The 22807-nt window shown below is 64.2% G+C and carries 22 protein-coding genes and 1 tRNA gene; 13 read left to right on the plus strand and 10 right to left on the minus strand.

Annotated features, from left to right (window positions below; translation table 11 throughout):
• Positions 1 to 102: 102 nt before the first annotated feature.
• On the plus strand, positions 103 to 1590 hold the full coding sequence (locus AFIC_RS04245) for an aldehyde dehydrogenase family protein (RefSeq protein WP_275248642.1): 1488 nt from the start codon (positions 103 to 105) through the stop codon (positions 1588 to 1590).
• Between the two features lie 99 nt (positions 1591 to 1689).
• On the opposite strand, the gene rpsU is transcribed toward AFIC_RS04245, so the two are convergent.
• Complete coding sequence (gene rpsU / locus AFIC_RS04250; RefSeq protein ID WP_009337295.1) at positions 1690 to 1989, minus strand: 30S ribosomal protein S21; 300 nt, start codon at positions 1987 to 1989, stop codon at positions 1690 to 1692.
• A gap of 270 nt (positions 1990 to 2259) precedes the next feature.
• On the opposite strand from rpsU, the gene aqpZ reads away from it, so the two are divergent.
• A complete protein-coding gene (aqpZ, locus tag AFIC_RS04255) occupies positions 2260 to 2976 on the plus strand; it encodes an aquaporin Z (RefSeq protein WP_275247916.1) in 717 nt (238 codons plus the stop codon).
• A gap of 52 nt (positions 2977 to 3028) precedes the next feature.
• Here aqpZ and AFIC_RS04260 read toward each other — a convergent pair whose 3' ends face one another.
• From AFIC_RS04260 to AFIC_RS04270, 3 genes are all read right to left on the minus strand, one after another.
• On the minus strand, positions 3029 to 4126 hold the full coding sequence (locus AFIC_RS04260; protein WP_275247917.1) for a 5-(carboxyamino)imidazole ribonucleotide synthase: 1098 nt from the start codon (positions 4124 to 4126) through the stop codon (positions 3029 to 3031).
• A gap of 9 nt (positions 4127 to 4135) precedes the next feature.
• Entirely contained in the window at positions 4136 to 4612 is a 477-nt protein-coding gene (purE, locus tag AFIC_RS04265) for a 5-(carboxyamino)imidazole ribonucleotide mutase (protein WP_275247918.1), read from the minus strand.
• Between the two features lie 146 nt (positions 4613 to 4758).
• Positions 4759 to 4965 (minus strand): YdcH family protein, encoded by a 207-nt coding sequence (locus AFIC_RS04270; protein ID WP_009337291.1) that lies wholly within the window; start codon positions 4963 to 4965, stop codon positions 4759 to 4761.
• A gap of 239 nt (positions 4966 to 5204) precedes the next feature.
• Here AFIC_RS04270 and AFIC_RS04275 point away from each other — a divergent pair, with 239 nt between their 5' ends.
• Positions 5205 to 5390 (plus strand): YdcH family protein, encoded by a 186-nt coding sequence (locus AFIC_RS04275; protein ID WP_275247919.1) that lies wholly within the window; start codon positions 5205 to 5207, stop codon positions 5388 to 5390.
• 63 nt (positions 5391 to 5453) lie between these two features.
• On the opposite strand, the gene AFIC_RS04280 is transcribed toward AFIC_RS04275, so the two are convergent.
• Positions 5454 to 6563 (minus strand): NAD(P)/FAD-dependent oxidoreductase, encoded by a 1110-nt coding sequence (locus AFIC_RS04280; RefSeq protein ID WP_275247920.1) that lies wholly within the window; start codon positions 6561 to 6563, stop codon positions 5454 to 5456.
• Between the two features lie 181 nt (positions 6564 to 6744).
• Here AFIC_RS04280 and AFIC_RS04285 point away from each other — a divergent pair, with 181 nt between their 5' ends.
• The 4 genes from AFIC_RS04285 to AFIC_RS04300 all read left to right on the plus strand — a co-directional run bounded on the left by AFIC_RS04285 (position 6745) and on the right by AFIC_RS04300 (position 12047).
• Positions 6745 to 9075 carry an EAL domain-containing protein gene (locus AFIC_RS04285; protein ID WP_275247921.1) on the plus strand — a complete coding sequence of 777 codons (2331 nt, stop codon included), beginning with the start codon at positions 6745 to 6747 and terminating at the stop codon, positions 9073 to 9075.
• 157 nt (positions 9076 to 9232) lie between these two features.
• Positions 9233 to 10324: an ABC transporter ATP-binding protein gene (locus AFIC_RS04290; RefSeq protein ID WP_275247922.1), complete on the plus strand. Its 1092-nt coding sequence runs from the start codon at positions 9233 to 9235 to the stop codon at positions 10322 to 10324.
• Positions 10321 to 11232, plus strand: coding sequence for an ABC transporter permease (locus AFIC_RS04295; RefSeq protein ID WP_275247923.1), 912 nt, complete (start codon positions 10321 to 10323; stop codon positions 11230 to 11232). Before AFIC_RS04290 ends, AFIC_RS04295 begins: the two co-directional genes overlap by 4 nt.
• The gene (locus tag AFIC_RS04300) at positions 11232 to 12047 is read left to right on the plus strand and encodes an ABC transporter permease (protein WP_275247924.1); all 816 of its coding nucleotides are present in this window, start codon (positions 11232 to 11234) and stop codon (positions 12045 to 12047) included. The genes AFIC_RS04295 and AFIC_RS04300 overlap by 1 nt, the downstream gene beginning before the upstream one ends.
• Positions 12048 to 12049: 2 nt before the next feature.
• Here AFIC_RS04300 and AFIC_RS04305 read toward each other — a convergent pair whose 3' ends face one another.
• The gene (locus tag AFIC_RS04305) at positions 12050 to 13996 is read right to left on the minus strand and encodes an AsmA family protein (protein WP_420833364.1); all 1947 of its coding nucleotides are present in this window, start codon (positions 13994 to 13996) and stop codon (positions 12050 to 12052) included.
• A 312-nt stretch (positions 13997 to 14308) separates the two neighbouring features.
• On the opposite strand from AFIC_RS04305, the gene AFIC_RS04310 reads away from it, so the two are divergent.
• Both AFIC_RS04310 and AFIC_RS04315 read left to right on the plus strand, forming a co-directional pair.
• Positions 14309 to 15010: a CoA transferase subunit A gene (locus AFIC_RS04310; protein WP_275247926.1), complete on the plus strand. Its 702-nt coding sequence runs from the start codon at positions 14309 to 14311 to the stop codon at positions 15008 to 15010.
• A gap of 15 nt (positions 15011 to 15025) precedes the next feature.
• Entirely contained in the window at positions 15026 to 15673 is a 648-nt protein-coding gene (locus AFIC_RS04315; RefSeq protein ID WP_275247927.1) for a 3-oxoacid CoA-transferase subunit B, read from the plus strand.
• Between the two features lie 6 nt (positions 15674 to 15679).
• Here AFIC_RS04315 and AFIC_RS04320 read toward each other — a convergent pair whose 3' ends face one another.
• Entirely contained in the window at positions 15680 to 18778 is a 3099-nt protein-coding gene (locus tag AFIC_RS04320) for a PAS domain-containing protein (protein ID WP_275247928.1), read from the minus strand.
• A 308-nt stretch (positions 18779 to 19086) separates the two neighbouring features.
• Between AFIC_RS04320 and AFIC_RS04325 the strand changes: the two genes are divergently transcribed.
• The 3 genes from AFIC_RS04325 to AFIC_RS04335 all read left to right on the plus strand — a co-directional run bounded on the left by AFIC_RS04325 (position 19087) and on the right by AFIC_RS04335 (position 20317).
• Positions 19087 to 19461 carry a phasin family protein gene (locus AFIC_RS04325; RefSeq protein ID WP_275247929.1) on the plus strand — a complete coding sequence of 125 codons (375 nt, stop codon included), beginning with the start codon at positions 19087 to 19089 and terminating at the stop codon, positions 19459 to 19461.
• Positions 19462 to 19609: 148 nt separating this feature from the next.
• Positions 19610 to 20035 (plus strand): phasin, encoded by a 426-nt coding sequence (locus tag AFIC_RS04330; RefSeq protein WP_275247930.1) that lies wholly within the window; start codon positions 19610 to 19612, stop codon positions 20033 to 20035.
• Between the two features lie 205 nt (positions 20036 to 20240).
• Positions 20241 to 20317, plus strand: a tRNA-His gene (locus AFIC_RS04335).
• A 41-nt stretch (positions 20318 to 20358) separates the two neighbouring features.
• Here the strand turns inward: AFIC_RS04335 and AFIC_RS04340 are convergent.
• Both AFIC_RS04340 and AFIC_RS04345 read right to left on the minus strand, forming a co-directional pair.
• Positions 20359 to 20679: a YnfA family protein gene (locus tag AFIC_RS04340; protein WP_275247931.1), complete on the minus strand. Its 321-nt coding sequence runs from the start codon at positions 20677 to 20679 to the stop codon at positions 20359 to 20361.
• 25 nt (positions 20680 to 20704) lie between these two features.
• Positions 20705 to 21205, minus strand: coding sequence for a hypothetical protein (locus tag AFIC_RS04345; RefSeq protein WP_275247932.1), 501 nt, complete (start codon positions 21203 to 21205; stop codon positions 20705 to 20707).
• Positions 21206 to 21287: 82 nt separating this feature from the next.
• Here AFIC_RS04345 and AFIC_RS04350 point away from each other — a divergent pair, with 82 nt between their 5' ends.
• Positions 21288 to 21698: a MerR family transcriptional regulator gene (locus AFIC_RS04350; protein WP_275247933.1), complete on the plus strand. Its 411-nt coding sequence runs from the start codon at positions 21288 to 21290 to the stop codon at positions 21696 to 21698.
• A 40-nt stretch (positions 21699 to 21738) separates the two neighbouring features.
• On the opposite strand, the gene AFIC_RS04355 is transcribed toward AFIC_RS04350, so the two are convergent.
• Positions 21739 to 22803 carry a nickel/cobalt efflux transporter gene (locus AFIC_RS04355; RefSeq protein WP_275247934.1) on the minus strand — a complete coding sequence of 355 codons (1065 nt, stop codon included), beginning with the start codon at positions 22801 to 22803 and terminating at the stop codon, positions 21739 to 21741.
• Positions 22804 to 22807: the final 4 nt, after the last annotated feature.

The following is a 22807-nucleotide window of genomic DNA, read 5'->3' on the forward strand; positions in this document are numbered from 1 at the left end:
TATATTATATACCAGATAGCGAACGGGGCATCTGCTTAAGATATCATATTTTTTATTGATCCAACTCACTTACCTTCAAACAACAAGAAAAGGAGGAATATGATGTCTGTAGCATATGACTACGATGCTGCATCGCTCATCAGGCGCGTTTCGGCCCGGGAAAAACTGCTCGTCATCGACGGCAAGCTGGTGCCTGCCGCCTCCGGCAAGACCTTCAGAAGCATCAACCCCGCCACCGAGGACGTTATTGCAACCGTCTCCGAAGGCGGCGTGGAGGATGTGGAGCGGGCCGTTGCCGCAGCAAGGCGGGCGTTCGAAGGCCCGTGGAGCCTGATGCGCGCCGCCGAGCGGAGCAGGATCCTGTTCAGGCTCGTCGAACTGATGAAGGAACATGCCGACGAACTCGCCGAACTCGAAAGTCTCGATGCCGGCAAGCCGATTTCGGCCGTGTTGCGGCAGGACCTGCCCGCCGCGATCGACACCCTGACCTACTACGCCGGATGGGCCGACAAGGTTCATGGCGAGGTGATCCCCGCGCGTGAGGACGCGCTGACCTACACCGTGCGCGAGCCGGTGGGTGTGGTCGCGGCCATCGTGCCGTGGAATTTCCCGATGATGATCGGAATGTGGAAACTGGCTCCCGCGCTGGCATGTGGCTGTACCGTGGTGATGAAGCCGGCCGAACTGACCTCGCTCACGGCATTGCGGATCGCCGAACTCGCCCTCGAAGCCGGGTTGCCGGCGGGTGTCCTCAATATCGTCGCGGGCTCCGGCCGCGTGGTCGGCGAGGCGCTCGTCAACCATCCGGATGTCGACAAGGTGACGTTCACCGGTTCGCCGGGCGTCGGCCGTGGCATCATGAAGGGTGCCGCGAGCAACTTCAAACACGTCTCGCTCGAGTTGGGCGGCAAGTCGGCCAACGTGATCTTCGAGGACGCGGACCTTGCGGCGGCCACCAAGTCGGCGGCGTCGGGTGTGTTCTTCAACGCGGGCCAGGTGTGCTCGGCGGGCTCGCGCGTGCTTGCGCATGAGAAGGTCTACGACGAAGTCGTGGAACGGCTCACGGCCCGCGCGCGGACCATGAAGATCGGCGATCCGTCGGATCGCTCCACCATGCTCGGTCCGGTGATTTCCGAGAAGCAGATGAACAGCATTCTCGGTTACATCGAGATCGGGCAGAAGGAGGGCGCGTCGCTTACCACCGGCGGCGAACGGATCGGCACGCGCGGCTTCTACATCCAGCCCACGGTATTCGCCAATGTCGAGCACGAGATGCGCATCTCGCAGGAGGAAATCTTCGGACCTGTGGTGAGCGTCATCAAGTTCAAGGACGATGCGGATGCGCTGCGCATCGCCAACGGCACGGCATTCAGCCTTGCCGCCGGTGCGTGGAGCCGCGACATCGCCCGCCTGCAAAACTTCGCCCGCCGGGCCAAGGCCGGCACGGTCTGGCTGAACACGTTCGGCTACACCGACGTGCGCCTGCCGTGGGGCGGGGCGCATGATTCAGGGCTCGGCCGCGAGCGGGGCACGGCGGCGCTGAAGAACTTTACCGAGGAAAAGGTGGTCTGGCTCAACACCAGAGGCTGATGTCTTGCTCATGTCCCTTCCGCGATCGGCGGAGGGGGCTCCAACGAAAAACGCGGGCCACAAGGCCCGCGTTTTTTGTATCTGAAAGAAATTTGCCGCTTAGGAGCGGGGAGCGCGCGCGCCACCGGCTGCGCCGCCACGGCCGCCCGCGCCACGCTCGGCGCCAGCGCCGAACACCGGCTTCGGCTTCATCGGCAGCAGACCTTCGCGTTGCAGCTTCTTGCGCGCGAGCTTGCGGGCGCGGCGAACGGCTTCCGCCTTTTCGCGAGCCTTCTTCTCGGAGGGCTTTTCGTAATGACCGCGGAGCTTCATCTCGCGGAAAATACCCTCGCGCTGCATCTTCTTCTTCAGCGCCTTGAGGGCCTGGTCGACATTGTTATCGCGGACGAGAACCTGCACGCGGCATCCTTTTTTGGTTCGAAAGCCTGAAAATGGGGACGAAAGAAAGGGTCGCCAAAGGCAAAGCCCTTCACGTCGAAGCGGGGTTTCTACCAGATCGGGGTGATGGTGTCCACGCCTGTGGACAGGGTTTTTCGCAGGTAGGGAAGCCACAAATCACAGGCAAATTGGGCTTGGGCGGAGGGTGATTCGCGGGCGCTGGATGGTTCAGGCCGCCGGATTTCCCACGGTTCCGCCCGACAGACAGGCCACCGTTCCGGGAGACCACGGATGAATTCGAAAAAATATGCCGCCGAACTGATCGGCACCTTCTGGCTCACTTTCGCGGGCTGCGGCAGCGCGGTTCTGGCGGCGGCCTTTCCGCAGGTCGGCATCGGCCTCTTGGGCGTCTCGCTGACCTTCGGCCTGAGCGTCGTCACCATGGCCTTCGCCATCGGCCACATTTCCGGCTGCCATCTCAATCCCGCCGTGACGGTGGGGCTTTGCGCGGGCGGCCGCTTTCCCGGAAGCCAGGTCATCCCCTACATCGTCGCCCAGGTGATCGGCGCGATCGCGGGTGCCGCACTCCTGTATGTCATCGCCAGCGGCAAGGCGGGCTTCGACCTCGCGGGCGGCTTCGCCTCGAACGGCTATGGCGATCACTCGCCGGGCAAATACAGCCTCGTGGCCGGTTTCGTCTGCGAAGTGACGATGACCGCCATGTTCCTGTTCGTCATCATGGGCGCGACCCACGGCCGTGCGCCTGCGGGCTTCGCGCCGCTCGCCATCGGCCTTGCGCTCGTCATGATCCACCTCGTCAGCATTCCCGTCACCAACACCTCGGTGAACCCCGCGCGCAGCACCGGCCCCGCGTTGTTCGTCGGCGGCTGGGCGTTGCAGCAGCTCTGGCTGTTCTGGGTCGCGCCGCTGATCGGCGGCGTCATCGGCGGGGTGGTCTATCGCTGGCTGAGCGATGAGCCGGCTGGCATCGTCGAAGGGCGGAAGTAATTTCACTTCGAAACACAAAGGCCGCTGCGAGCGATCGCGGCGGCCTTTTGTTTTACTTGTGCGGCTTCACCTCGGTGACATGCCCCATCTTGCGTCCCGGGCGCGATGTGCCCTTGCCGTAGAGATGGACCGTCGCACCGGGCATGGTCAGCCATTTGCCGTAGTCGAGGATGTCGTCGCCGATCAGGTTGGTCATGGTGACCTGTCCGTGGCGGATCGGGTTGCCGAGCGGCCAACCCGCGATGGCGCGGATGTGCTGCTCGAATTGCGACACCGACGCGCCATCCAGCGTCCAGTGGCCGGAATTGTGCACGCGCGGAGCGATCTCGTTGACCAGCAGACGCGGCCCGTTCGCGCCGGGCACCACGAACAATTCCACGCCGAGCACGCCGACATAGTTCAGCGCGTTGGCGATTTTCGCGGCGATGTCGCGCGCCTCGTCGGCCAGTGCCGCGGGAATCGCCGCAGGCGCATAAGAGAATTTCAGGATGTGGTTCTGGTGCTCGTTCTCGGTCACGTCGAAGCAGACGACGTGGCCATCCGCCGAGCGTGCGGCGATCACCGAAACTTCCTTCTCGAACGGCACGAAGCCTTCCAGAATCGCCGATCGGGTGGCGAGCGCCGCCCACACCGCGTCGAGATCGTCGCCTTCACGGATCATCGCCTGACCCTTGCCGTCATAACCGAAGCGCCGGGTCTTGAGCACGGCGGGCAGGCCGATCTTCTTCACCGCCTGCCGCAGGCTCTCGGCGGAGGTCACGTCAGCGTAACCGGCGGTGCCGATGCCGAGCGCGTTGACGAAGTTCTTCTCGCTGAGGCGGTCCTGAGTCGTTTCGAGGACTTTCGTATCCGGCAGCACCGGGCGGCGCGCCTGCAAGGCCAGCGCGGCGGCGGTCGGGACGTTCTCGAATTCGTAGGTGATGACATCGACATCGGAAGCGAACAGTTCCAGCGCCTCGATGTCGGCATATTCGGCGCAGGTGCAGTGCTGCACGACGTCGAAGGCGGGAGAATCCGGGTCCGGCGAGAAGACGTGCGATTTAAGCCCGAGCCGCGCGGCCGCGAGCGCCAGCATCCGGCCGAGCTGGCCGCCGCCCAGAATACCCACCGTGTCGCCGGGTTTCAGCGCCACCTGTTTCGATGAAATCACCGGAGATCCTTATGGCCGCTCGGAGACGGCGTCGGTTTGTTGCTTGCGCCATGCGGCGAGTTTCACCGCCAGCGCGCCGTCGGACAGCGCGAGCACGCTGGCGGCGAGAAGTGCTGCATTGATAGCGCCGGCTTTGCCGATCGCCAAGGTTCCAACAGGCACCCCGGCGGGCATTTGCACGATGGAATAAAGGGAATCCATGCCCGACAGCGCCCTGGATTCCACCGGCACGCCGAACACCGGCAGTTCGGTCATGGCGGCGGTCATGCCGGGCAAATGGGCGGCCCCGCCCGCGCCCGCGATCACGACCTTGTAGCCTGCGGCCTTGGCGCCCTTGGCGAAGCTGTAGAGCCGCTCCGGGGTGCGGTGGGCGGACACAATCAGCCGCTCCGAGGCGACGCCAAGGGCGTCCAGCGTCTCGGCAGCGTGCCGCATCGTCTCCCAGTCGGACTGGCTTCCCATGATGATGGCGATCGGGGCGGACATGGCGGCTTGGTTCTCGAAAAAATGGCGGAAAGACAAGGATTACAGGAGCGCACCCCTGCGGGGCAACCGCTTTGGGAGGGAGTTGGCGTCATGGTCAATGCCGGACACGGGGCATGCCGCCCGGGTTTTTCGGCCACGGCCGCCGGTCAGGCGATGATGTCGGGGGTGATCTGGTCTTCGAGGAAGGAAATCCGGTCGCGCAACTGCAACTTGCGCTTTTTCAGCCGTTGCAGTTGCAGCAGGTCCGGCGCGGGGGAATGGTGCAGGGCCTCGATTGCGGCATCAAGGTCACGATGCTCCTGTTGCAGCCGCGCCAGTTCGAGAGCGAATTCGTTATTGTCTTGTTCGGCCATAATGATCGACGGCTTGCCGGTCTGCGACGTGTAGTTCGCTCTCTTCATGGCAGAAAAGAACGTGCGGTGCCAGCCTTCGCAATTTCTGGTTGGGATTTTCTAAAATGCGATCCGTTCCCTTCTCCGGATAACAACAAGTTTGAATGTGTCGCATCGATCCCAGTCGACAGATCGCAATTGCGATGTACAATCTTCCGTTCGACCTCGTATCTGACATCCACGGAAGAAGGAGACTTCTAATGGCGATTCAGGCGCATCTCGTTGAACTGGAGCGTAAGCACCGTATGCTCGAAGGCGAACTGCACGAGGCTTTGAAGAATCTCGCGACTGACGATGTGCGTATTGTCGAATTGAAGCGGCGCAAGCTGCTGCTCAAGGACCAGATCGAACGCCTGAAGGCGTCCGGCGGTCAGACCCTGCACTGATTTTCCCGCCTGTCTTTTTCCAGGACTTGAAACGACTGGACGTGAAGGGCCGCTCTTTCGCCGCTATTTATCGCGCGGAAAGAGGGCCCGCACGTCTTCCGCGATCGCGAGCGATGCGGTCAGGCCCGGCGATTCGATACCGAACAGGTTGACGAGTCCCGGGACGCCGTGACGCTGCGCGCCCTGGATCACGAAATCCTGCGCGGGAGCGCCGGGCGGAACGATCTTGGGCCGGATGCCTGAATAGGCCGGCACAAGCGCGCCATCCGGAAGATCCTGCCAATAGCGCCGGATCGCCGGATAGAAACGCTCCGCGCGTTCTGGATCGACATCATAGGCGAGCGTTTCCACCCATTCGACGTCGGGGCCGAACCGTCCGGCGCCGCCGGTATCGAGCGTGAGATGCACGCCGAGGCCGCCCGGCTCGGGCAGCGGATAAATCAGGCGTGAGAACGGCACGCGCGTCGCGCAGGCGAAGTAATTGCCCTTGGCGTAGTAGGCCGTGGGAATATGCTCGGGCGGCAGTCCTTCGATGGCGCGGGCCACCTCCGGCGCGCTCAGTCCGGCCGCGTTGATGAGGAGATCGCAGCCGAGCGTCATCGGCGCATCGCCGCCGGTCTCGACCACGAATCCCTCGCCCTCCCGCCGCGCCTTCATGAGCGGAGCGTGAAAGGCGAACGCCGCGCCCGCCTGTTCGGCATCGCCCCGCAGGCTGAGCATGAATGCGTGGCTGTCGATGATGCCGGTCGAGGGCGAATGCAGCGCGCCGGTGCAGTTCAGTGCGGGTTCTTTCGCGCGCGCTTCGTCCGCGCTCAAGGTGACCAGATCGGTGACGCCGTTCGCCTCGGCGCGGGCGCGGATCGCGGAAAGTCTCTCGGGATCGTCGGGCCCGGTGGCGACGATGAGCTTGCCGCAGCGGCGGTACGGCACACCGTGGTCCTCGCAGTAGCGGTACAGCAACTCCCTGCCGGTGACGCACAGCCGCGCCATGGCGCTGCCCGCGGGATAATAGATGCCGGCGTGGATCACTTCCGAATTACGCGATGACGTGCCGGTGCCGATATCGCCCGCAGTCTCGATCACGATCACCTCGCGCCCGGCCAAAGCGAGCGCGCGCGCCACAGCGAGGCCCACGACTCCCGCGCCCACGACGATGCACTCAACGCGATCCATGCATTCTCCGGTGCGGCGTTTGCGTCATAGGCGTTCGTGGCTTCGGGCCGGTGAGGATTTCATTAACCATGACCAACCATTTGCTCGCGCGGAAGTGAATAAATCGCGGTGCTGGGGTACGCGTTTACCCGATGAATACCGCTGCAACCAGAGAGTGTCGCTCGTCAATCCACGGGTTATCATGGACGTCTGGCGCAGGATCATCAGAACGGGGGCCATCCGCTTCTCCGGCGGGGTGGGTTTGGTTGTCGCGTTGTCGATGATGACCGCCCCGATGGCCCATGCCATGACCGACGCCGAAGTCGCGACCGGTTTCGCTGGCATGGACCAGAGGTCCCTGACTTTTCAGATCGTGGTCGATGGCCTGATCGTCATTTTCATTCTGTTCGCGATGTTCGTCTGGGTGATGTCCGCGCTGCGCCGCGCCCGCCGGATCAATGCGCGCCGCGAATTTTTCGTCTCCTCCGCGCTCAACAACCTGTCGCAAGGCATCGTCATCACCAATGCGCGGCAGGTGGTCACGTATTGCAACGACCGGTATTTGCAAATCTACGGCCTGTCGCGTTCCGACATCCGCAAGAACATGACGCGGCTCGAGTTGATGGAGCTTCGCAAGGCGCGTGGAATGCTGGCGGAAGACATCGAGACCTATTGGCAGGACTCCATGGCGCCCGAGGGCTATGTCAATGTGCTGCCGGACGGGCGGCGTATCCGCATGAAGAAGGAGACGCTCTCCAACGGCGGTATCGTTGCCACGCACGAGGATTGCACCGAGGAGGGCAGGCTTTCGGAAGAACTGGCCTCGACCAAGCGCTTCCTGGAGATGGTGCTCGACAACATCCCCTCCGCCGTCATGGTCAAGCGCATCAAGGACGGCAAGTTCGTGCTCGCCAACCGCGCGGCCGAGACTATTCTGAATCGCAAGCGTGGCGCCATCATCGGCCAGACGGTGATGGAGGTTCATCCCGAGGCTGCGGCGAAGTTCGTGCTTCAGCGCGACGATGCCGCGATCCAGCAGGGCGGCCTTGTCACCGAAGAACACCCGATTCCGACTGACAACGGGCTGCGTCTGTTCGCCACCCGCCGCGTCACCGTCACCGATGAGGCGGGCGCGCCGCAATATCTCATCAAGACCAGCGACGACATCACTGACCGGCGCGAGACGGAATCGCGCATGGCGCACATGGCCTATCACGACGGCCTCACCGGCATGCCGAACCGCGCCGCGTTCTTGCAGGCGCTGGCGCAACTGATCGACGCCTGCGACGGCACCAATGAGGAATTCGCGGTGCTGTCGGTCGATCTCGATCGCTTCAAGGAAGTCAACGACGTGTTCGGTCACGAGATCGGCGACAAACTCTTGATCGAAGTGACCAAGCGGCTCGAGAAAGCGGCCGGCGCAGGCGTGGTCGCGCGGCTCGGCGGCGACGAATACGGCATGATCATCGACGGCGAGCAGCCGACGGCGGCGTGGAAACTCGCCGAAACTGTCGCCAGGATGATCTCTCAGGAATTCGAGATCGACGGCAAGACCCTGCGCATCGGCGTCACCGCGGGCATCTCGATCTTCCCGCGTAACGGCCGCGATGGCGCGGCGCTGCTGGCGAATGCCGGTGCGGCGCTGAGCCGCGCCAAGGCCAAGTCGCGCGGTTCGATCGTGTTCTACGAAGCCGAAATGGATCAGCAGATTCGCGACCGGCGCGCCTTGCATCAGGACCTGCACAACGCGCTGCGCAAGGGCGAAATGTCGCTGCATTACCAGCCGCTGGCGCGGGCGCGCCAGCATCTGTGCGGCGACGACGTGACGGGATTCGAGGCACTGGTACGCTGGGTGCATCCGACGCGCGGCTTCGTGCCGCCGTCCGATTTCATTCCGCTCGCCGAGGAAAGCGGCCTGATCGTCGAACTGGGCGAATGGATTTTGCGGGAGGCTTGCCGCGAGGCCGCATCGTGGCCGCGTCATTTGCAGATCGCCGTCAACCTGTCTCCCGCGCAGTTCATGCATGGCGATCTGGTCGGGCTTGTCCATTCGATCCTGCTGGAGACGGGCCTCACCCCCGGCCGGCTCGAACTCGAAATCACCGAAGGCGTGCTGATCGACGATTTCGAGCGCAGCCTGCTGCTGCTGCGCCGCCTGAAAGCGCTCGGCGTGCGTATCGCGATGGACGATTTCGGCTCCGGCTATTCGTCGCTGACCTATCTGCAAGCGTTCCCGTTCGACAAGATCAAGATCGACCGCGCCTTCGTCATGAATCTCGGCCGCAACCAGCAATCCTCGGCGATCATCCGTTCGGTGATCGGACTTGGTCACGGCCTCGATATCTCTATCGTCGCCGAGGGCGTCGAAACGCAGGATCAGTTGAGCTTCCTCGCGGTGGAGGCCTGCGACCAGATCCAGGGCTATCTGCTGGGCAAGCCGGGCCCGATCGTGCACTACGACGCCTGGGTGGGACGCAAGCCCTATGTCGATGTCGAAGGCAGCAACGTCGTCACCATCCGCCGGGTCAGCTAGCTTTACATTCCCTCCTGTGAACGTGCGTCGGGTGGCTGCGGCCGCCCGGCTTGACAATGCGCACAGTGATGCCAAGAGCATGGACGCTTTGGTTTGGCGCGCGGCCTGAAAAGGCCATCGGGGCGGGAGTTCGCGATCAAATGCGGAATGGATTCTCATGAGCGGCGCTGCATCTGCGCCGCTGATGCGCATCGAGACTGTCAGCAAGCGGTTCGGCGGCTTTACCGCCGTCGATGGCGTGTCGCTCCAGATCGGCGCGGGGGAGTTCTTTGCGCTGCTCGGCCCGAGCGGCTGCGGCAAGACCACGCTGTTGCGGATGCTGGCCGGATTCGAGACGCCGGACCAAGGCGGCATCTGGCTCGACGGCGAGAACATCGCAGACGTGCCGCCGCATCTGCGCCCCGTGAACATGATGTTCCAGAACTACGCGCTGTTTCCCCATCTCAGTGTCGAGGCCAACATTGCCTTCGGCCTGAAGCGGGCGGGGCTACCGAAAGATGAAATCGCCATGCGCGTCGCGGAGATGGTCGCGCTGGTACGGTTGCAGGGGCTGGAGCGGCGCAAGCCCGATCAGTTGTCCGGTGGGCAGCGTCAGCGCGTGGCGCTGGCGCGTGCCCTGGCGCGGCGGCCGCGCCTGCTGCTGCTCGACGAGCCGCTGGCGGCGCTCGACAAGAAGCTGCGCGCGGAAACGCAGGCTGAGCTTATTCAGGTGCAGCGCCGCCTCGGCATGTCCTTCATCATCGTCACCCACGATCAGGAGGAGGCGATGACGCTGGCCGACCGGATCGGCGTGATGAACAAGGGGCAACTGGTGCAGGTGGCAACGCCGCGCGCGCTGTACGAGCGGCCGGGTTCGCGCTGGATCGCGGGCTTCGTCGGTGACGTCAATCTGTTCGACGGGCAGGTGGTGTCGCAGGCGGGCGGCTGCGTGAGCGTTGCGATGCCGACGGCCGGCGTGTTTCGTGTCGCGGGCGCGGTGCAAGCCGGGCAGGCGGTCTCGATCGCGGTGCGGCCCGAGAAGCTGTCGCTCTCGCATGATGTGTCCTCAGGCGGCGTCAACGCGCAGCCGGGCGAGGTGGTTGATGCCGATTATCTCGGCGGGTTGACGCGCTATCGCGTGAAACTCGCGGGTGGCGATGTCGTCCAGGTCGCGCGCGTCAACGCGGCGGGCAGCGAGGCGGCGTTCGAGACCGGGCAGCAAGTGGTGGTGTCGTTCGCGCCGGAAGACGCGGTGGTGCTGACGCAATGAAAAGCCGCCGCATCTTCACCCGTCCGGCACGGATCGCCGCCGTCGCGCCTTATGTGTGGATGGCGCTGTTCTTTCTGGTGCCGTTCGGCTTCGTGCTGAAGATCGCGCTGTCGCAGACGGTGATCGCGCAGCCGCCTTATGCGCCGGCGTTCGATCTATTCGGGGGGTGGAGCGCCTTTCGCGACGGCCTGTCGAAACTCTCGCTCGACAATTTCTATCTGCTCGCCTCCGACGACATTTATATCTTCTCTTACCTGCGCAGCGTCACCGTGGCGCTGGTCTCGACTTTGATCCTGCTCGTGATCGGCTATCCGGTCGCCTACGCGATGTCGCGGTTGCCGCAACGCTGGCAAAGCGTCACGATGATGCTGGTGGTGGTGCCGTTCTGGACCTCGTTCCTGATCCGCATCTATGCCTGGATCAACATTTTGCAGCACGATGGGCTTCTCAACTCGCTGCTGCTGACGCTGCATATCATCGACCGCCCGGTGCCGTGGCTGTCGACCGACGCCGCGATGTATCTCGGCATCGTCTATTCGTATTTTCCGTTCATGATCCTGCCGCTGTTCGCGACGCTCTCGAAGATGGACGGCGCATTGCTGGAGGCCGCCGGCGATCTCGGCTGCTCGCGGCTGAAGGCGTTCTGGCTCGTCACCGTGCCGCTGTCGCTGCCTGGCATCGCGGCGGGAGCGCTGTTGTGCTTCATCCCGATCGCGGGCGAATTCGTGATCCCCGATCTGCTCGCGGGTTCCGACAATATGATGATCGGCCAGACGCTGTGGCTGGAATTCTTCACCAACCGCGACTGGCCGGTGGCCTCGACCATCGCCGTCGTGCTGCTGGTGCTGCTGCTCGCGCCGCTGCTGGTCTATGAGCACATCCAGCGCAAGCAGTTGGAGAGCCGCTGATGGCGCGCGCGCTGCATAAACCCTCGGCGGTGAATGTCGCGGCTCTCGCGCTGGGGCTGGCGTTTCTGTATCTGCCGATCGTCATTCTGGTGATCTATTCGTTCAACGCCTCGCGCCTCGTCACGGTGTGGGGCGGCTGGTCGCTGAAATGGTATCGCGAATTGTTCGACAATAGCGCAATGCTGTCGGCGGCCTGGATGAGCCTGCGCGTCGGCGTGGTGTCGGCGAGTCTCGCGACACTGCTCGGCACGTTGGCGGCCGTCGGTCTGTCGCGCGGCGGATTTTTTCGCGGCCGCACGTTGTTTTCCGGAATGCTGTATGCGCCATTGGTGATGCCGGAAGTCATCACCGGGCTTTCGTTGCTTCTGCTGTTCGTCGCCATCGATGCCGGGCGCGGCTTCTGGACCGTCACCATCGCCCACACCACGCTGACGATGTGCTTTGTCGCGGTGGTGGTGCAGGCGCGGCTGAACGGGCTCGACCGCAGTCTGGAGGAGGCGGCGATGGATCTCGGTTGCAGCCCGGCGCGGGCGTTCGCGTCCGTCACGCTGCCGTTGATCTGGCCCTCGATTGCCGCGGGCTGGATGCTGGCGTTCACACTGTCGCTCGATGATCTGGTGATCGCGAGCTTCACCACGGGACCGGGGTCCTCGACGCTGCCGATCCGGATTTATTCGGAAGTGCGGCTCGGGGTGAAGCCGGAGATCAACGCGATCTGCACGCTGATCGTGGCCTTTGTCGCGGCGGTGATCGTCGCGGCGTCACTTGCTTCGAAATTGTCGAGCGATCGTGGCGAGAACGCCGCGCCGCTGTAAGTTCAATTCGCCTGCGGCGCCGCTGCCGGTGCTTCCGCTGCGGGTGGAGCAGCAGGGGCAGGAGGCGCGGGCTTCTTGCCCGACAGCCGTTCGATCACCGCTTTCACGGCGTCGCGCGCCTTGTGGTCCCTGAGCGAGTCGAGCAGCGGCGCGGTCACGGTCGAGCGGCGGATCAGGATATCGGAATCCGGCAGGATCAGGGGATCGTCCCACGGCCCCTGCACAACGAACGGCAACTGGAATTCCGGCGGCGCACCCGCGGCCGCCTTCAGTGCGGCGGTGCCTTTCAGGTCGTATTCGCGCGAGGGGATCGAGGCGTCGCCGGTCAGCGTCACGCGCGTCGCGGGTCCGTCGAGCGCAATATCGTCCGCGTGCGCCATGCCGTCATTGATGGTGACGGCGATCCGCAGGGTGTCGAACGGCGTTGAGCCGCTGCGGAAACTTCCCGCACCCGACAATGGCCGGCGCTCCAGCCGCCGCAGCAATTGTTCGACGTTGAACCCGGAGAGTGCGCCGTCGTGCGCCGTCAGCACGACGCTGCCGTCGAGCGTCTGTGTCAGCGCGAAGGCGCTCGCGCCCTGCGCTTCTAGCGTCAGGTTGAGGTCGCCGCGGCCGCGCAGCGAGCGGATGTCGAACAGTTCGGCCCCGCCGGCCTCGAGATCGACATCGGTGAATCCGAACTGCGCCTTGACGTTGGCGCCGTCATCGATGCGGCTGACGGAAAGCGAGCCTCTGGCGATGCCGCCGAGCATCTGCGCTTCGCCGATCGAGAGCGCCAGCGTGCCGTTGCGCACGTTCGCGCCGAACGCGGTGCGCCCCAGCTTCGAGGAGCCGATGGTGACTTTTGCCGCCGAGAGACGGATGTCGAGACTGGTTTCCGACAGCGCCCGCAGGTCGAAGGCTTGCCGGTTCCATTCATGCGCGCCCGCGAGCAGGCGGATGGTCCCGAGATAGGGCGTGAGGTCGAGCGTATCGGCCGCGAGCGTGCCTTGCAGGGTCTGCTGGCCGGTGCTGCCGTTGAAGGTCAGCACGCCCTCGGCGGCGTTGCCGTCGAGCGAGGTGGCGACATTGGTCAGCGCCACCGAATTGCCGACCACGTTGGCGCGCGCCTTCAGCGAGAACGGGCCAAACCCGTTGCCGCCCGGCAATTCGTAACCGGCCCAGCGCGTCAGGCCGCGCAGCGAGTTAGTGTCGGCGGTCAGCGTGCCGTCGAGCAGCAGGCTCGAACGGTTGGTCATGCTGCCGTCGAAGGAGAGCTTCAGCGGCGCGCCGGAGAATTTCACCTTCAGGCCGGATTTCTCGCCATCGACCGCCGCGAGGAAGTCGGCGATCGTGAAGCTGCCCTCGAGTTGCTCGTTGTGCCAGGTGGACTGGCCGCGCACGGAGAAGCTGCGCGAGCTGGACGGCAGCGAGATCGCGAGATCGATGCCGCCCACCGTTTCATTCGCCTGGTTCCTGGCGTTGCGATAGGCGAGGGTGCCGTCCGAAATCCTGACGTCGGAAAACCAGACATCGCGCGCGGCGGCGGGTTTCACCGCGCGGGCGAAGGTCTGCACGATCGGCGCCCAGTTGGAGTGGCCGTCCTTGTCCACGGTCACGCGGATGCGCGGTGCGTGCAGCGCCACGTCGGTGACGCGGGTGTGTCCCGCGATCAGCCCGAACAGGCTGAGCCTTGCCTGCAACTGGTCCGTGCTGAGCGGCGCGTCGCTATCCGCGCTGCCCTTCAGGGCGACGCCGTGGAGAACGACCCGCGCGGAGGGAAACAGCGAAACCTCGGTCTTGCCGGTGACGACAAGCTCCAGTCCGGTGGCGTCGCGAATTTGCGTTTCGACGGCCTGCCGGACGGCATTGCGATCGACGAACCACGAGCTTGCGAGAAGGCCCGCCAGCACGGCGCCGAGGACGGCCGCCACGGGCAAAGCAAGGCGTCTGATCGCGTGCGTGGTCAAATAGAACGATCCGGTTCGATGGTGTGATTGCGGGGATCCATGGGACCGCCCCGGCCGCGCGCAACTTGATCCGTTTTCTTGACGCTTTCAAGGCTTGAGGGGCCTTTGCCACACCTGCTCGCGGCCCGTGCCATCGGGGCGGGACATCGTCCGGTCATGAAAGCGGCCGATCCTGAGACCGTCTTGAGACGGTTCTGGGATCGCCATCGGGCAGTCTGCCTATTTTTGCTCAATTGACGGCTTTTCCGGATTGCGCCTAAGAACATCTTCAGCCCGGCGGGTAGCCGTCGTGTCCACTGGAATGGGTTGCTCATGAACAAGGTATATCCCGACGCCAAATCGGCGCTGGAAGGCACGCTCCGCGACGGCATGACGATCATGTCCGGCGGGTTCGGTCTGTGCGGTATCGCCGAGACGCTCGCCAACGCGATCTGCGACAGCGGCGTTAAGAACCTCACGGTGATCTCCAACAACGCCGCCGTCGATGGTATCGGCCTCGGCAAGATGCTGGAGAGGAAGCAGATCAGGAAAATGATCTCGTCCTATGTCGGCGAGAACAAGACCTTCGCGCAGATGTTCCTCGCGGGCGAACTCGATCTCGAATTCAATCCGCAGGGCACGCTGGCCGAGCGCATCCGCGCGGGCGGCGCGGGCATTCCGGCCTTCTACACCAAGACCGGCGTCGGTACGCTGGCGGCGGAAGGCAAGGAACTGAAGGATTTCGACGGCGAGACCTATGTGATGGAGCGCGCGCTGTTCGCGGACCTCTCCATCGTCCATGCCTGGAAGGGCGATACCGCCGGCAACCTGATCTACCGGAAGACCGCGCGCAATTTCAACCCAATGATGGCGACCGCCTCGCGCATGACGGTGGCGGAAGTCGAGCATCTGGTGCCTGCCGGCGAACTCGATCCCGACCAGATCCACACGCCCGGCATTTTCGTCAAGCGCATCGTCGCGGTCGATCCCGCACTCAAACACATCGAGCAGCGCACCGTGCGCCAGCGCGCCTAATTCAGGAGAACCATCATGGCATGGACCCGCGAACAGATGGCCGCGCGCGCCGCGAAGGAATTGCGCGACGGCTTCTACGTCAATCTCGGCATCGGCATCCCGACGCTGGTGTCGAACTACATTCCCGAGGGCATCGACGTTGCGCTCCAGAGCGAGAACGGCATGCTCGGCACCGGCCCGTTCCCCTATGCGGGCGAGGAAGATCCCGATCTCATCAACGCCGGCAAGCAGACCGTCACCGAACTGCCGGACACCAGCTATTTTTCCAGCGCGGATTCGTTCGGCATGATCCGTGGCGGCCACATCGATCTGTCGATCCTCGGCGCGATGCAGGTCGCGCAGAACGGCGACCTCGCCAACTGGATGATTCCCGGCAAGATGGTGAAGGGCATGGGCGGCGCGATGGACCTCGTCGCGGGCGTCAAGCGCGTCGTCGTGGTGATGGAGCATTCGGCCAAGGACGGCCCGAAGCTGCTGCACAAATGCACGTTGCCGCTCACGGGCCAGAAGGTGGTCGATCTCGTCGTCACCGATCTGGCGGTGTTCACCATCGACAAGAACGGCACGGGCGGCATGACGCTGATCGAACTCGCCGACGGCGTGACGCTCGATGACGTCAAGGCCAAGACCGAGGCCGACTACAAGGTGGCGCTGAAGGGCTAAGAGACCTTACGCCGTCGCGGGGGTCTGCGAAAACGCCACCTCGATCAGCGTGCCGGTGTTCGGCGAACTCCTGAGATGGAAGCGGCCGCGATTGGCCTCCACCAGCGCTTTCGCGAGCGACAGGTTGGTGCCGTTGCCGGCGGCCACTTCGTCCGTGGGCGAGGGCGTACGAAATGGCGCCATCGCCGCCGCGATTTCGTTGTCGTTCATGCCGTGACCGGTGTCGCGGATGCGCAGCGCCACTTCGCCAAGATCGTTGAGCGCCGTCGAGACGATGACCTGTCCGCCCGCATTGGCGAGATGGATGGCCGTGCCGATCAGCGTCAACGCGATCTGGCGCAGCGCCCGCGCGTCGGCCTGGATGTTCGGCAGGCCGTGCGTCAGCGACGAGCGGATGATGATGCGCTCGCGGTTGGCCTGCGGCTGCATCACGCCGACGCATTGCTCGACCAGCACGTTGAGATCCTGATTGACGAATTCGAGATCGAGCTTGCCGGATTCGATCCGCGACAAATCAAGCATGTCATCGATGATGGAAACCACCCGCTCGCCGGAGGCGCGAATATCCTTCATGTAGTCGGCGTAGCGCTCGTTGCCGAGCGCGCCGAACCGCTCCTCGATCATCACGTCGGCGAAGCCGATGATGGCGTTGACCGGCGCGCGTACCTCATGGCTGAGGCGGGCGAGCAGGTCGGCCTTGGCGCTGGCGGTGCGCTCATCGGAGCGTTTGTCCTGTTCCGGCGCGCGAGGCGCGGGAGCGGCGGGTGGCTTGTCGCGGAACACCGCGAAGTAACGCGGGCGATCCGGGCGGGTGCGTCCCATCGTGACCGAGAGCGCCATCGCGCCGCCATCAGGCGCGCGGCCGAGCACGTCGCGGCCCTGTTCGAACAGGCCCTGCATGGCGCCGGACTTGATGCCTTCGAGATAGTCGAGAACCGCGCGCTGGCTTTCCGGCGCGAACAGTTCGGACAGATTGTGGCCCTCGAGTCCGTCGCGGCCGAACAATGCTTCCGCGCTGCGGTTGCAGGCGATGATGCGGCCGTCGCCGTCGAACATCACCACGCCTTCGGCGGTGGTCTCGAGAATGGTCGCGAGTTCGTCGGATTCGATGAGGTCGGGGCGCGGCGGCGGTTCGGCAGCGGCGACGGGGATGGTATCCGTCCGTTGTGGCGCAACCGGAGACAGGATCAGCGCCAGCGCGCTCTCGCCTTCCCAGTCGATCGTGTGGAGCCTGGCGTCGAGCGCCTGATGCGCGCCCATCGACACGGTGGAGACCTTGATCGGCGTGCCTTCGCCGGATGAGTCCGTGTCCGCGACGCCTGACCCGACATAGAGCGCGCCGAGCCCGCCATCCCTGTTGAGGGCGTTGAGCGTCGTGTAGCCGGTGGCTGAGAGGAAGGCGTTGTTGGCGTAGAGCAGGCGGTCGGCGCGATAGACCAGTACGCCCGAGGGCAACTGATCGTAGAGCGAGGTGTTCTGTCGCGCGTGTGCGGCGGGGGAAGATGGCGCGGGCGCCGCCGCGGGTTCATCTTCCTCGTCCGCGAAGATCGCGTCGTCCTGCGGCTGGGTGGCGGTGCTGTCGTTGGCCAGTTCTTCCTCGTGCAGGGCGCTGAGCCGCCGCTCGGTTTCGTTTTCCAGCCGTTCGGACAATTGCCGCGCCAGTTCCTGAAAGGCGTTGTTCTCGCCGGGCGTCAGCACCGGCGCCCGCGCGTCGTCGTTGGCGGGACGGAACGGCACGACGTTGGGCGGCGCCTCCACGCCTTCGGCCTTGGCCGGTTCATCGAACACGGTCCCGGCGTGCGGAACGGATGGTTCAGGAGTCGGAGCGGCGGGCGGCGGCGTCGGCACGGGAGTGGAGTCGAACAGCGTGTCGTGGCGGCGCTGCGCGGCGGCACGGGTGAGGCCGTCGAGGTCGCGGCAGATGCCGAAGCCGCGATAGCCCGCTAAGGCGCGGTCGCGGCCAAAGAGCGGCAGGCCCGACATCTCGACCGGCAAACGCGCATCGAGACCGTCGGCGGGCCATTGCAAAAGAACGCTGCTGAAGGTGTCGCGCGCGGCCACCGCCTGCGCCACGCGGTTCTCGGGATCGAGCGCCAGCGCCGCGTTGACCTCATTCCAGAGCCGGCCGAACGCGGCCGCGGTCTGCGCGCCGATCAGATGCGTGAATTCGCCCGCGCCGAACGAGAAGCGGCCTTCGGCATCCATCGCCCAGGTGAAGCGCAGCGGGTGCTTCCGCCGCTGTCCGGCGAGATCGTCCGGCAGCGGGATCAATTCGGGCGTTGCTGCGGGCGCTATCTCGGGAGGGCTATCGGACCCCACGCTGTCATCCATGAACAACTCGTTTGGCAAAGAGGGCGCGGCCGGTTCGCGCGGAGCCGGTTCGTGCATGGGCACAACCTCGCCCGCCCGGGCCGGTTCGACAACAGGAACCGGGGCTGCGTCAACGGCTTTGTCGGGACGCGGACGCGCGGCCAGCCCCTCCAGCAGCACGATCAGCGCGGTTTCCGGCTCCGCGCCTGCACGGTGAACGATCGCGCGCCCGAGCGGCGTCTCAAGGGCGGAGCCCTGCTCGGGAAAATGCGTTGGCAGCGCGATTCCGGCGAGCTCACCTATGGTTTCGTCATATGCGCGGGCCGCGGAATTGGCGACTTCGAGATGCCCGTTCACGAATGCGGCGGCGGGTAGTCCGATATCCTCGATCAGTGCGCGCAGGCGCTCCGCGAAGGGCTGCACCCGCCCACCCGGCTGTGCGGCGGCGATGAGAATGCCGCTCTCGCCGTCGAGTGAAATCCTGGAGCAGCCGCACGTCATCAGGCCGCCGAGATGTGCGCCGAATCCGCGCAGCCGCTCCAGCCGCAACGCGCCGGACGGCGCGAGGATGGAGGCCAGTTGCTTCACCTGCCGGCGATAGGGATCGGCGGGCCCGAACGTGCGGGCGAGCAGCGCATCGTCATCCGATGCGCGGAAGAACGCGCGGCCTGCCGCATTGGCCCAGAGTAGGCGATGGCCTGCCTCGGACCAGACCCAGGCGGGCGCGGCGCTCAGACAAAATGTCGAGAGCCGGTTGTTGCGGATGGCCTGCAAGGAAAACTCGGCTCTGGGCAACGCTTGAAATCCTGCTCCAAAAAGAAATTCGGCTGATCGGTGTGAGCCTTACAGGCTGATTATCAATGGGACGGCGGATGAGTCCACCGGGGGCGGGGAGGCTGCGGCCCAAACCGCCGATAACGTTAACTGGTATCAGGAAATCTCCCGCGACAATGCCTCAGGCGATTGCAAAAAATTTCGCGCGCGGCACGATACCGGTCGGATGGCTGTCACGCCGCGCTGTCATGATGCAGGAACCGCTTGGCTCTGCCATCCGTTGGTCTTCACGAGGCTGGCAAGTAGCCGGAACGAACAGGAGCGACGCCATGGCTGACAACAATCGTTTCGAGATTCCCCAGGAAATGCGTTCGATGGCGGAAGCGAGCTTCGATCAGGCTCGCAAGGCGTTCGAGAGCTTCCTCGGGCAGGCCCATCAGACCGCCAGCACCCTGACGGGGACGGGCGAGGCGGCGCGCGCCAACGCCAAGGACATTACGGCCAAGGCGATTTCGTTTGCGGAAAAGAACGTCCAGTCGTCGCTGACTTACGCCCAGCAGCTCGTACACGCCTCGGACCTGACCGAGATCATGCGGCTGCATTCCGAATACGTGCAGGCGCAGATGAAGGCGCTGGCCGAGCAGGCCTCGGAAATGGGGCAGGCCGTCACCAAGGCGGCGATGGATAGCGCAAAGCCACGTTAAATCAGCGGCTTAAAACGAATTTAACGCAATGCAATAAAAATATTGCATTGCACAAAACATCGCCTATATTGGGATGGTCAGAGGCTGGTGGCCGGTCAAGTGCCGGGCTGCGCGTGGCCTCAATCTCTCAGGCTGAGGACATACCAATATGAGCACCCAGGGCTTTTTCACCACCACCCCGTTCCAGATTCCCGAGCAGTTCCGTGCGTTCGCCGAGAACGGCGTCAATCAGGCCCGCGACGGCTATCAGAAGCTGAAGGCTGCCGCCGAAAGCAACAATGAGGCGCTGGAAGCGGCCTATGCGTCGGCTGCCAAGGGCGCGAGCGGCTTCACAGCCAAGCTCGTCGAGATCGCTCAGACCAATGTGACTTCATCGTTCGACTTTGCCCACTCGCTGGTCGGCGTCGGCTCGCTGGCGGAAGCGGCCGAGCTCGTCAGCTCCCATGCGCGCAAGCAGTTCGAGGCGCTCACCGCGCAGTCGAAGGAAATCGCCGAGCTTGGCCAGAAGGTCGCAACCGAGACCGTCGAGCCGCTCAAGGCCAGCGTCACCAAGGCGTTCCAGAACGTCGCCTGAGCGATTTTAGAAATTGATCCATCAACGGCCGGGCTTGCCCGGCCGTTTTCGTATTTGCATTGGCAAAAGGCAGGATTCCGCCTGTCCGGTAGGGCCGCCATTCTGATAGAATCTCTTGTTGCAGAATGGCTTGTCCGGTCTTGCCAAAGCCGGGCGGTGCCCCTAGTTTCCGCGCGTTCGCAGCCCTCGGGGCGCGACGAAGGATGCAGTTGTAGCTCAGCTGGTTAGAGCGCCGGATTGTGGATCCGGAGGTCGGTGGTTCGATCCCACCCAACTGTACCATCGCCCCTTCCAGCTATCCTTTTGCGAGTAAATCGGATCGGTCAACGCGGTCCGGCGATGATGATTGCGGCCCCGATCAGGCAGATCGCCGCGCCCGACAGGTCCCATTTATCCGGCTGCATCCCTTCCGCCAGCCAGAGCCACGCCACCGACGCGAGGATGTAGACGCCGCCATAGGCCGCGAAGGTGCGGCCCGCCGCCTCACTCTCCACCAGCGTGAGGAGATAGGCGAACAGGATCAGCGCCGCGATTCCGGGGATCACCAGCAAGGCGGACTTGCCGAGGCGCAGCCACGCCCAGAAGGCGAAGCATCCCGCGATCTCCATGAATGCAGCGCCGGCATAGGCGAGGGTGGTTCTCATCGCGCCTCCTTGGATGCCGAGCGATCTACACCATACGCCCGGCGTCATCTACCCGAAGCAGGTACTTCCCCGCATCGACCTGTGCCTTTTGCTTCTTGACGATGCCGAGCATCTGGAAGGCGGCCGGTTCGATCCATTTCCACGACGCCGCCGTCGTGGTGAGAACTGTCGAGGCGACGAGCAGGGCGATGGCTGTCCGCGCCGGCCATGTCCTGTTCTTGACGGCCTGACGGATCGTCACGCCCCACGCGAGGGCCAGCACAAGCATCGCAAGCCGTGTCATCCAGATATGGGCATGATCGAGAACGGCGATGGCGCCGCCGATATTCGCCATCACCACGGCGGGCAGTACCAGCGGCAGCACGCAGCAGGACGTGCAGGCGACAGCGGACATCGCGGAGGTCGCGGCCGCGCCGGTCAGTTTCGAATTCAGTGAGGATCTGGGCGCGCAACCGCAGCCGGGCGTGGTGTCGGTTGCAGGCGTGCAGGCGGTGGTGCAGGTGGACGTCTGTTCGATAACGTGCATGTGAAGCTCCAGTCGAGGTCGTGAATGTCCCGGCTGTAGCCCCTCAAGTAACTTGAGGTTCAAGCCCGAAATGGACACGCCGATGCGGATTGGAGAACTGGCCCGGAGGACGGAGACGACCGTCGCCACCATCCGGTATTACGAAGAGATCGGTCTGTTGCGCTCCGCGATGAGATTAAGCGGCGGACAGCGCACCTATGATTACGAGGATGTCAGCCGGCTCACATTCGTGCGCCGGTGCCGCGCGTTCGATCTGTCGCTGGATGACATCCGCTCTCTGCTAGCGACCATGCAGGACAATCGTTCGTCCTGTTCGGATGCGCGCGACCTCGCGGGCATGCATCTGGAAAAGGTGCGGGGGCGGCTTTCGGAGTTGGCCGCGCTGGAAAAGTCGCTCGCATCGATGGTGCGTTCGTGTGATGCGAATTGCCCCGATGGTGCGGGCCCGGATTGCGTGATCTTCGACGCGATCGGGACCGCTTCGCACGCTTAATCAGGCGTGCCGGGAATTGGCTCAGCGCTTGCCATTGCGGTCAGATCGAATTCCATCCAAGCCATCCGGTGTACAGACCCACGATCAAAATCAGAACGACTGACGCATACGGCGCGTTGTGGGCAAAGCGGCTGAACCCCGACCAGCGTTTTTCGATATGCCGTATGCTCAGCGCCGCGAGAACGCCCGCCGAGACCATGGTCAGCGCAAGGCCGATGCCGAAACACAGCACAAGCACGAAGCCGAGGCTTAACTGCTTGAGCTGAATGCAGAGCAGGAGAACCGTGATCGCTGCGGGGCAGGGGATCAGGCCGCCGGTGAGGCCGAATAGCACGATCTGCCATGTGGTGACGGTTCGTCCGGCGAAACGGTTGCGGATATCGGCGGCATGGGCACGGGCGTGCGCATCGTCTTCATCGCCGAGGTCCATGTGTGAATGGTCATGTTCTTCGAAGACAAGTTCGAATGCTGAGGGATGCCCCGCCAGCTTGAGGTTTGCCTGAAACGCATGCGGCTCGGGAATTTCTTCGAGACTCTCGAGAATGTTGCCGCTTCGCGTGAGGCGAAAGGATTGCCGCGCGCCGTCTGGTCGCACGGTTTCGAGGCTGATGCTTTCCGCATCGGGCAGATCGCCGCGTTCCGCTGCAATCCGCCAGCGCGGTGGCGCGCCGTCCTCGAATATCTGAAGGGTGAGAGTAGACCGACCCATCTCGATCCGCTGGGGCGCGTCGTGATGATGGTGATGATCGTGATCCGAATGGCTGTCACGCCATGTTCGCCACGCCATCCAGATGGCGACGCCGACGATGATGACCGCCGAGCCGAGCTGGAAGTAACCCTCGCTCTGTTCGCCGCCCCATTCGCGCCCGAAGTACAAGCCAGCCGCGGCCACAATCCAGACGATCGCCGTGTGAGAGATCGCGGCCGACAGTCCGAGCAGGATGGCCTGAAATACGGTGCCCCGGATCGCGACAATGAAGGCCGCCATCATCGTCTTCGAATGGCCGGGCTCGAGGCCGTGAAGCGCGCCCAGCAGGATCGCGCTCGGCACGAACAGCCAGGCGTGCGCGGAGCCTTGTTGCAGCAGATTTGCGAAATCGGTCATCGGG

The organism is [Pseudomonas] carboxydohydrogena (genome assembly GCF_029030725.1).
In the GTDB taxonomy this organism is placed as follows: domain Bacteria; phylum Pseudomonadota; class Alphaproteobacteria; order Rhizobiales; family Xanthobacteraceae; genus Afipia; species Afipia carboxydohydrogena.

Coding starts and splice junctions, on each gene's coding strand:
- AFIC_RS04245 (WP_275248642.1), top strand. CDS start 103: ATGTCTGTAGCATATGACTACGATGCTGCATCGCTCATCAGGCGCGTT.
- aqpZ (WP_275247916.1), top strand. CDS start 2,260: ATGAATTCGAAAAAATATGCCGCCGAACTGATCGGCACCTTCTGGCTC.
- purE (WP_275247918.1), bottom strand. CDS start 4,612: ATGTCCGCCCCGATCGCCATCATCATGGGAAGCCAGTCCGACTGGGAG.
- AFIC_RS04270 (WP_009337291.1), bottom strand. CDS start 4,965: ATGGCCGAACAAGACAATAACGAATTCGCTCTCGAACTGGCGCGGCTG.
- AFIC_RS04275 (WP_275247919.1), top strand. CDS start 5,205: ATGGCGATTCAGGCGCATCTCGTTGAACTGGAGCGTAAGCACCGTATG.
- AFIC_RS04280 (WP_275247920.1), bottom strand. CDS start 6,563: ATGGATCGCGTTGAGTGCATCGTCGTGGGCGCGGGAGTCGTGGGCCTC.
- AFIC_RS04285 (WP_275247921.1), top strand. CDS start 6,745: ATGGACGTCTGGCGCAGGATCATCAGAACGGGGGCCATCCGCTTCTCC.
- AFIC_RS04290 (WP_275247922.1), top strand. CDS start 9,233: ATGAGCGGCGCTGCATCTGCGCCGCTGATGCGCATCGAGACTGTCAGC.
- AFIC_RS04295 (WP_275247923.1), top strand. CDS start 10,321: ATGAAAAGCCGCCGCATCTTCACCCGTCCGGCACGGATCGCCGCCGTC.
- AFIC_RS04300 (WP_275247924.1), top strand. CDS start 11,232: ATGGCGCGCGCGCTGCATAAACCCTCGGCGGTGAATGTCGCGGCTCTC.
- AFIC_RS04310 (WP_275247926.1), top strand. CDS start 14,309: ATGAACAAGGTATATCCCGACGCCAAATCGGCGCTGGAAGGCACGCTC.
- AFIC_RS04315 (WP_275247927.1), top strand. CDS start 15,026: ATGGCATGGACCCGCGAACAGATGGCCGCGCGCGCCGCGAAGGAATTG.
- AFIC_RS04325 (WP_275247929.1), top strand. CDS start 19,087: ATGGCTGACAACAATCGTTTCGAGATTCCCCAGGAAATGCGTTCGATG.
- AFIC_RS04330 (WP_275247930.1), top strand. CDS start 19,610: ATGAGCACCCAGGGCTTTTTCACCACCACCCCGTTCCAGATTCCCGAG.
- AFIC_RS04340 (WP_275247931.1), bottom strand. CDS start 20,679: ATGAGAACCACCCTCGCCTATGCCGGCGCTGCATTCATGGAGATCGCG.
- AFIC_RS04345 (WP_275247932.1), bottom strand. CDS start 21,205: ATGCACGTTATCGAACAGACGTCCACCTGCACCACCGCCTGCACGCCT.
- AFIC_RS04350 (WP_275247933.1), top strand. CDS start 21,288: ATGCGGATTGGAGAACTGGCCCGGAGGACGGAGACGACCGTCGCCACC.
- AFIC_RS04355 (WP_275247934.1), bottom strand. CDS start 22,803: ATGACCGATTTCGCAAATCTGCTGCAACAAGGCTCCGCGCACGCCTGG.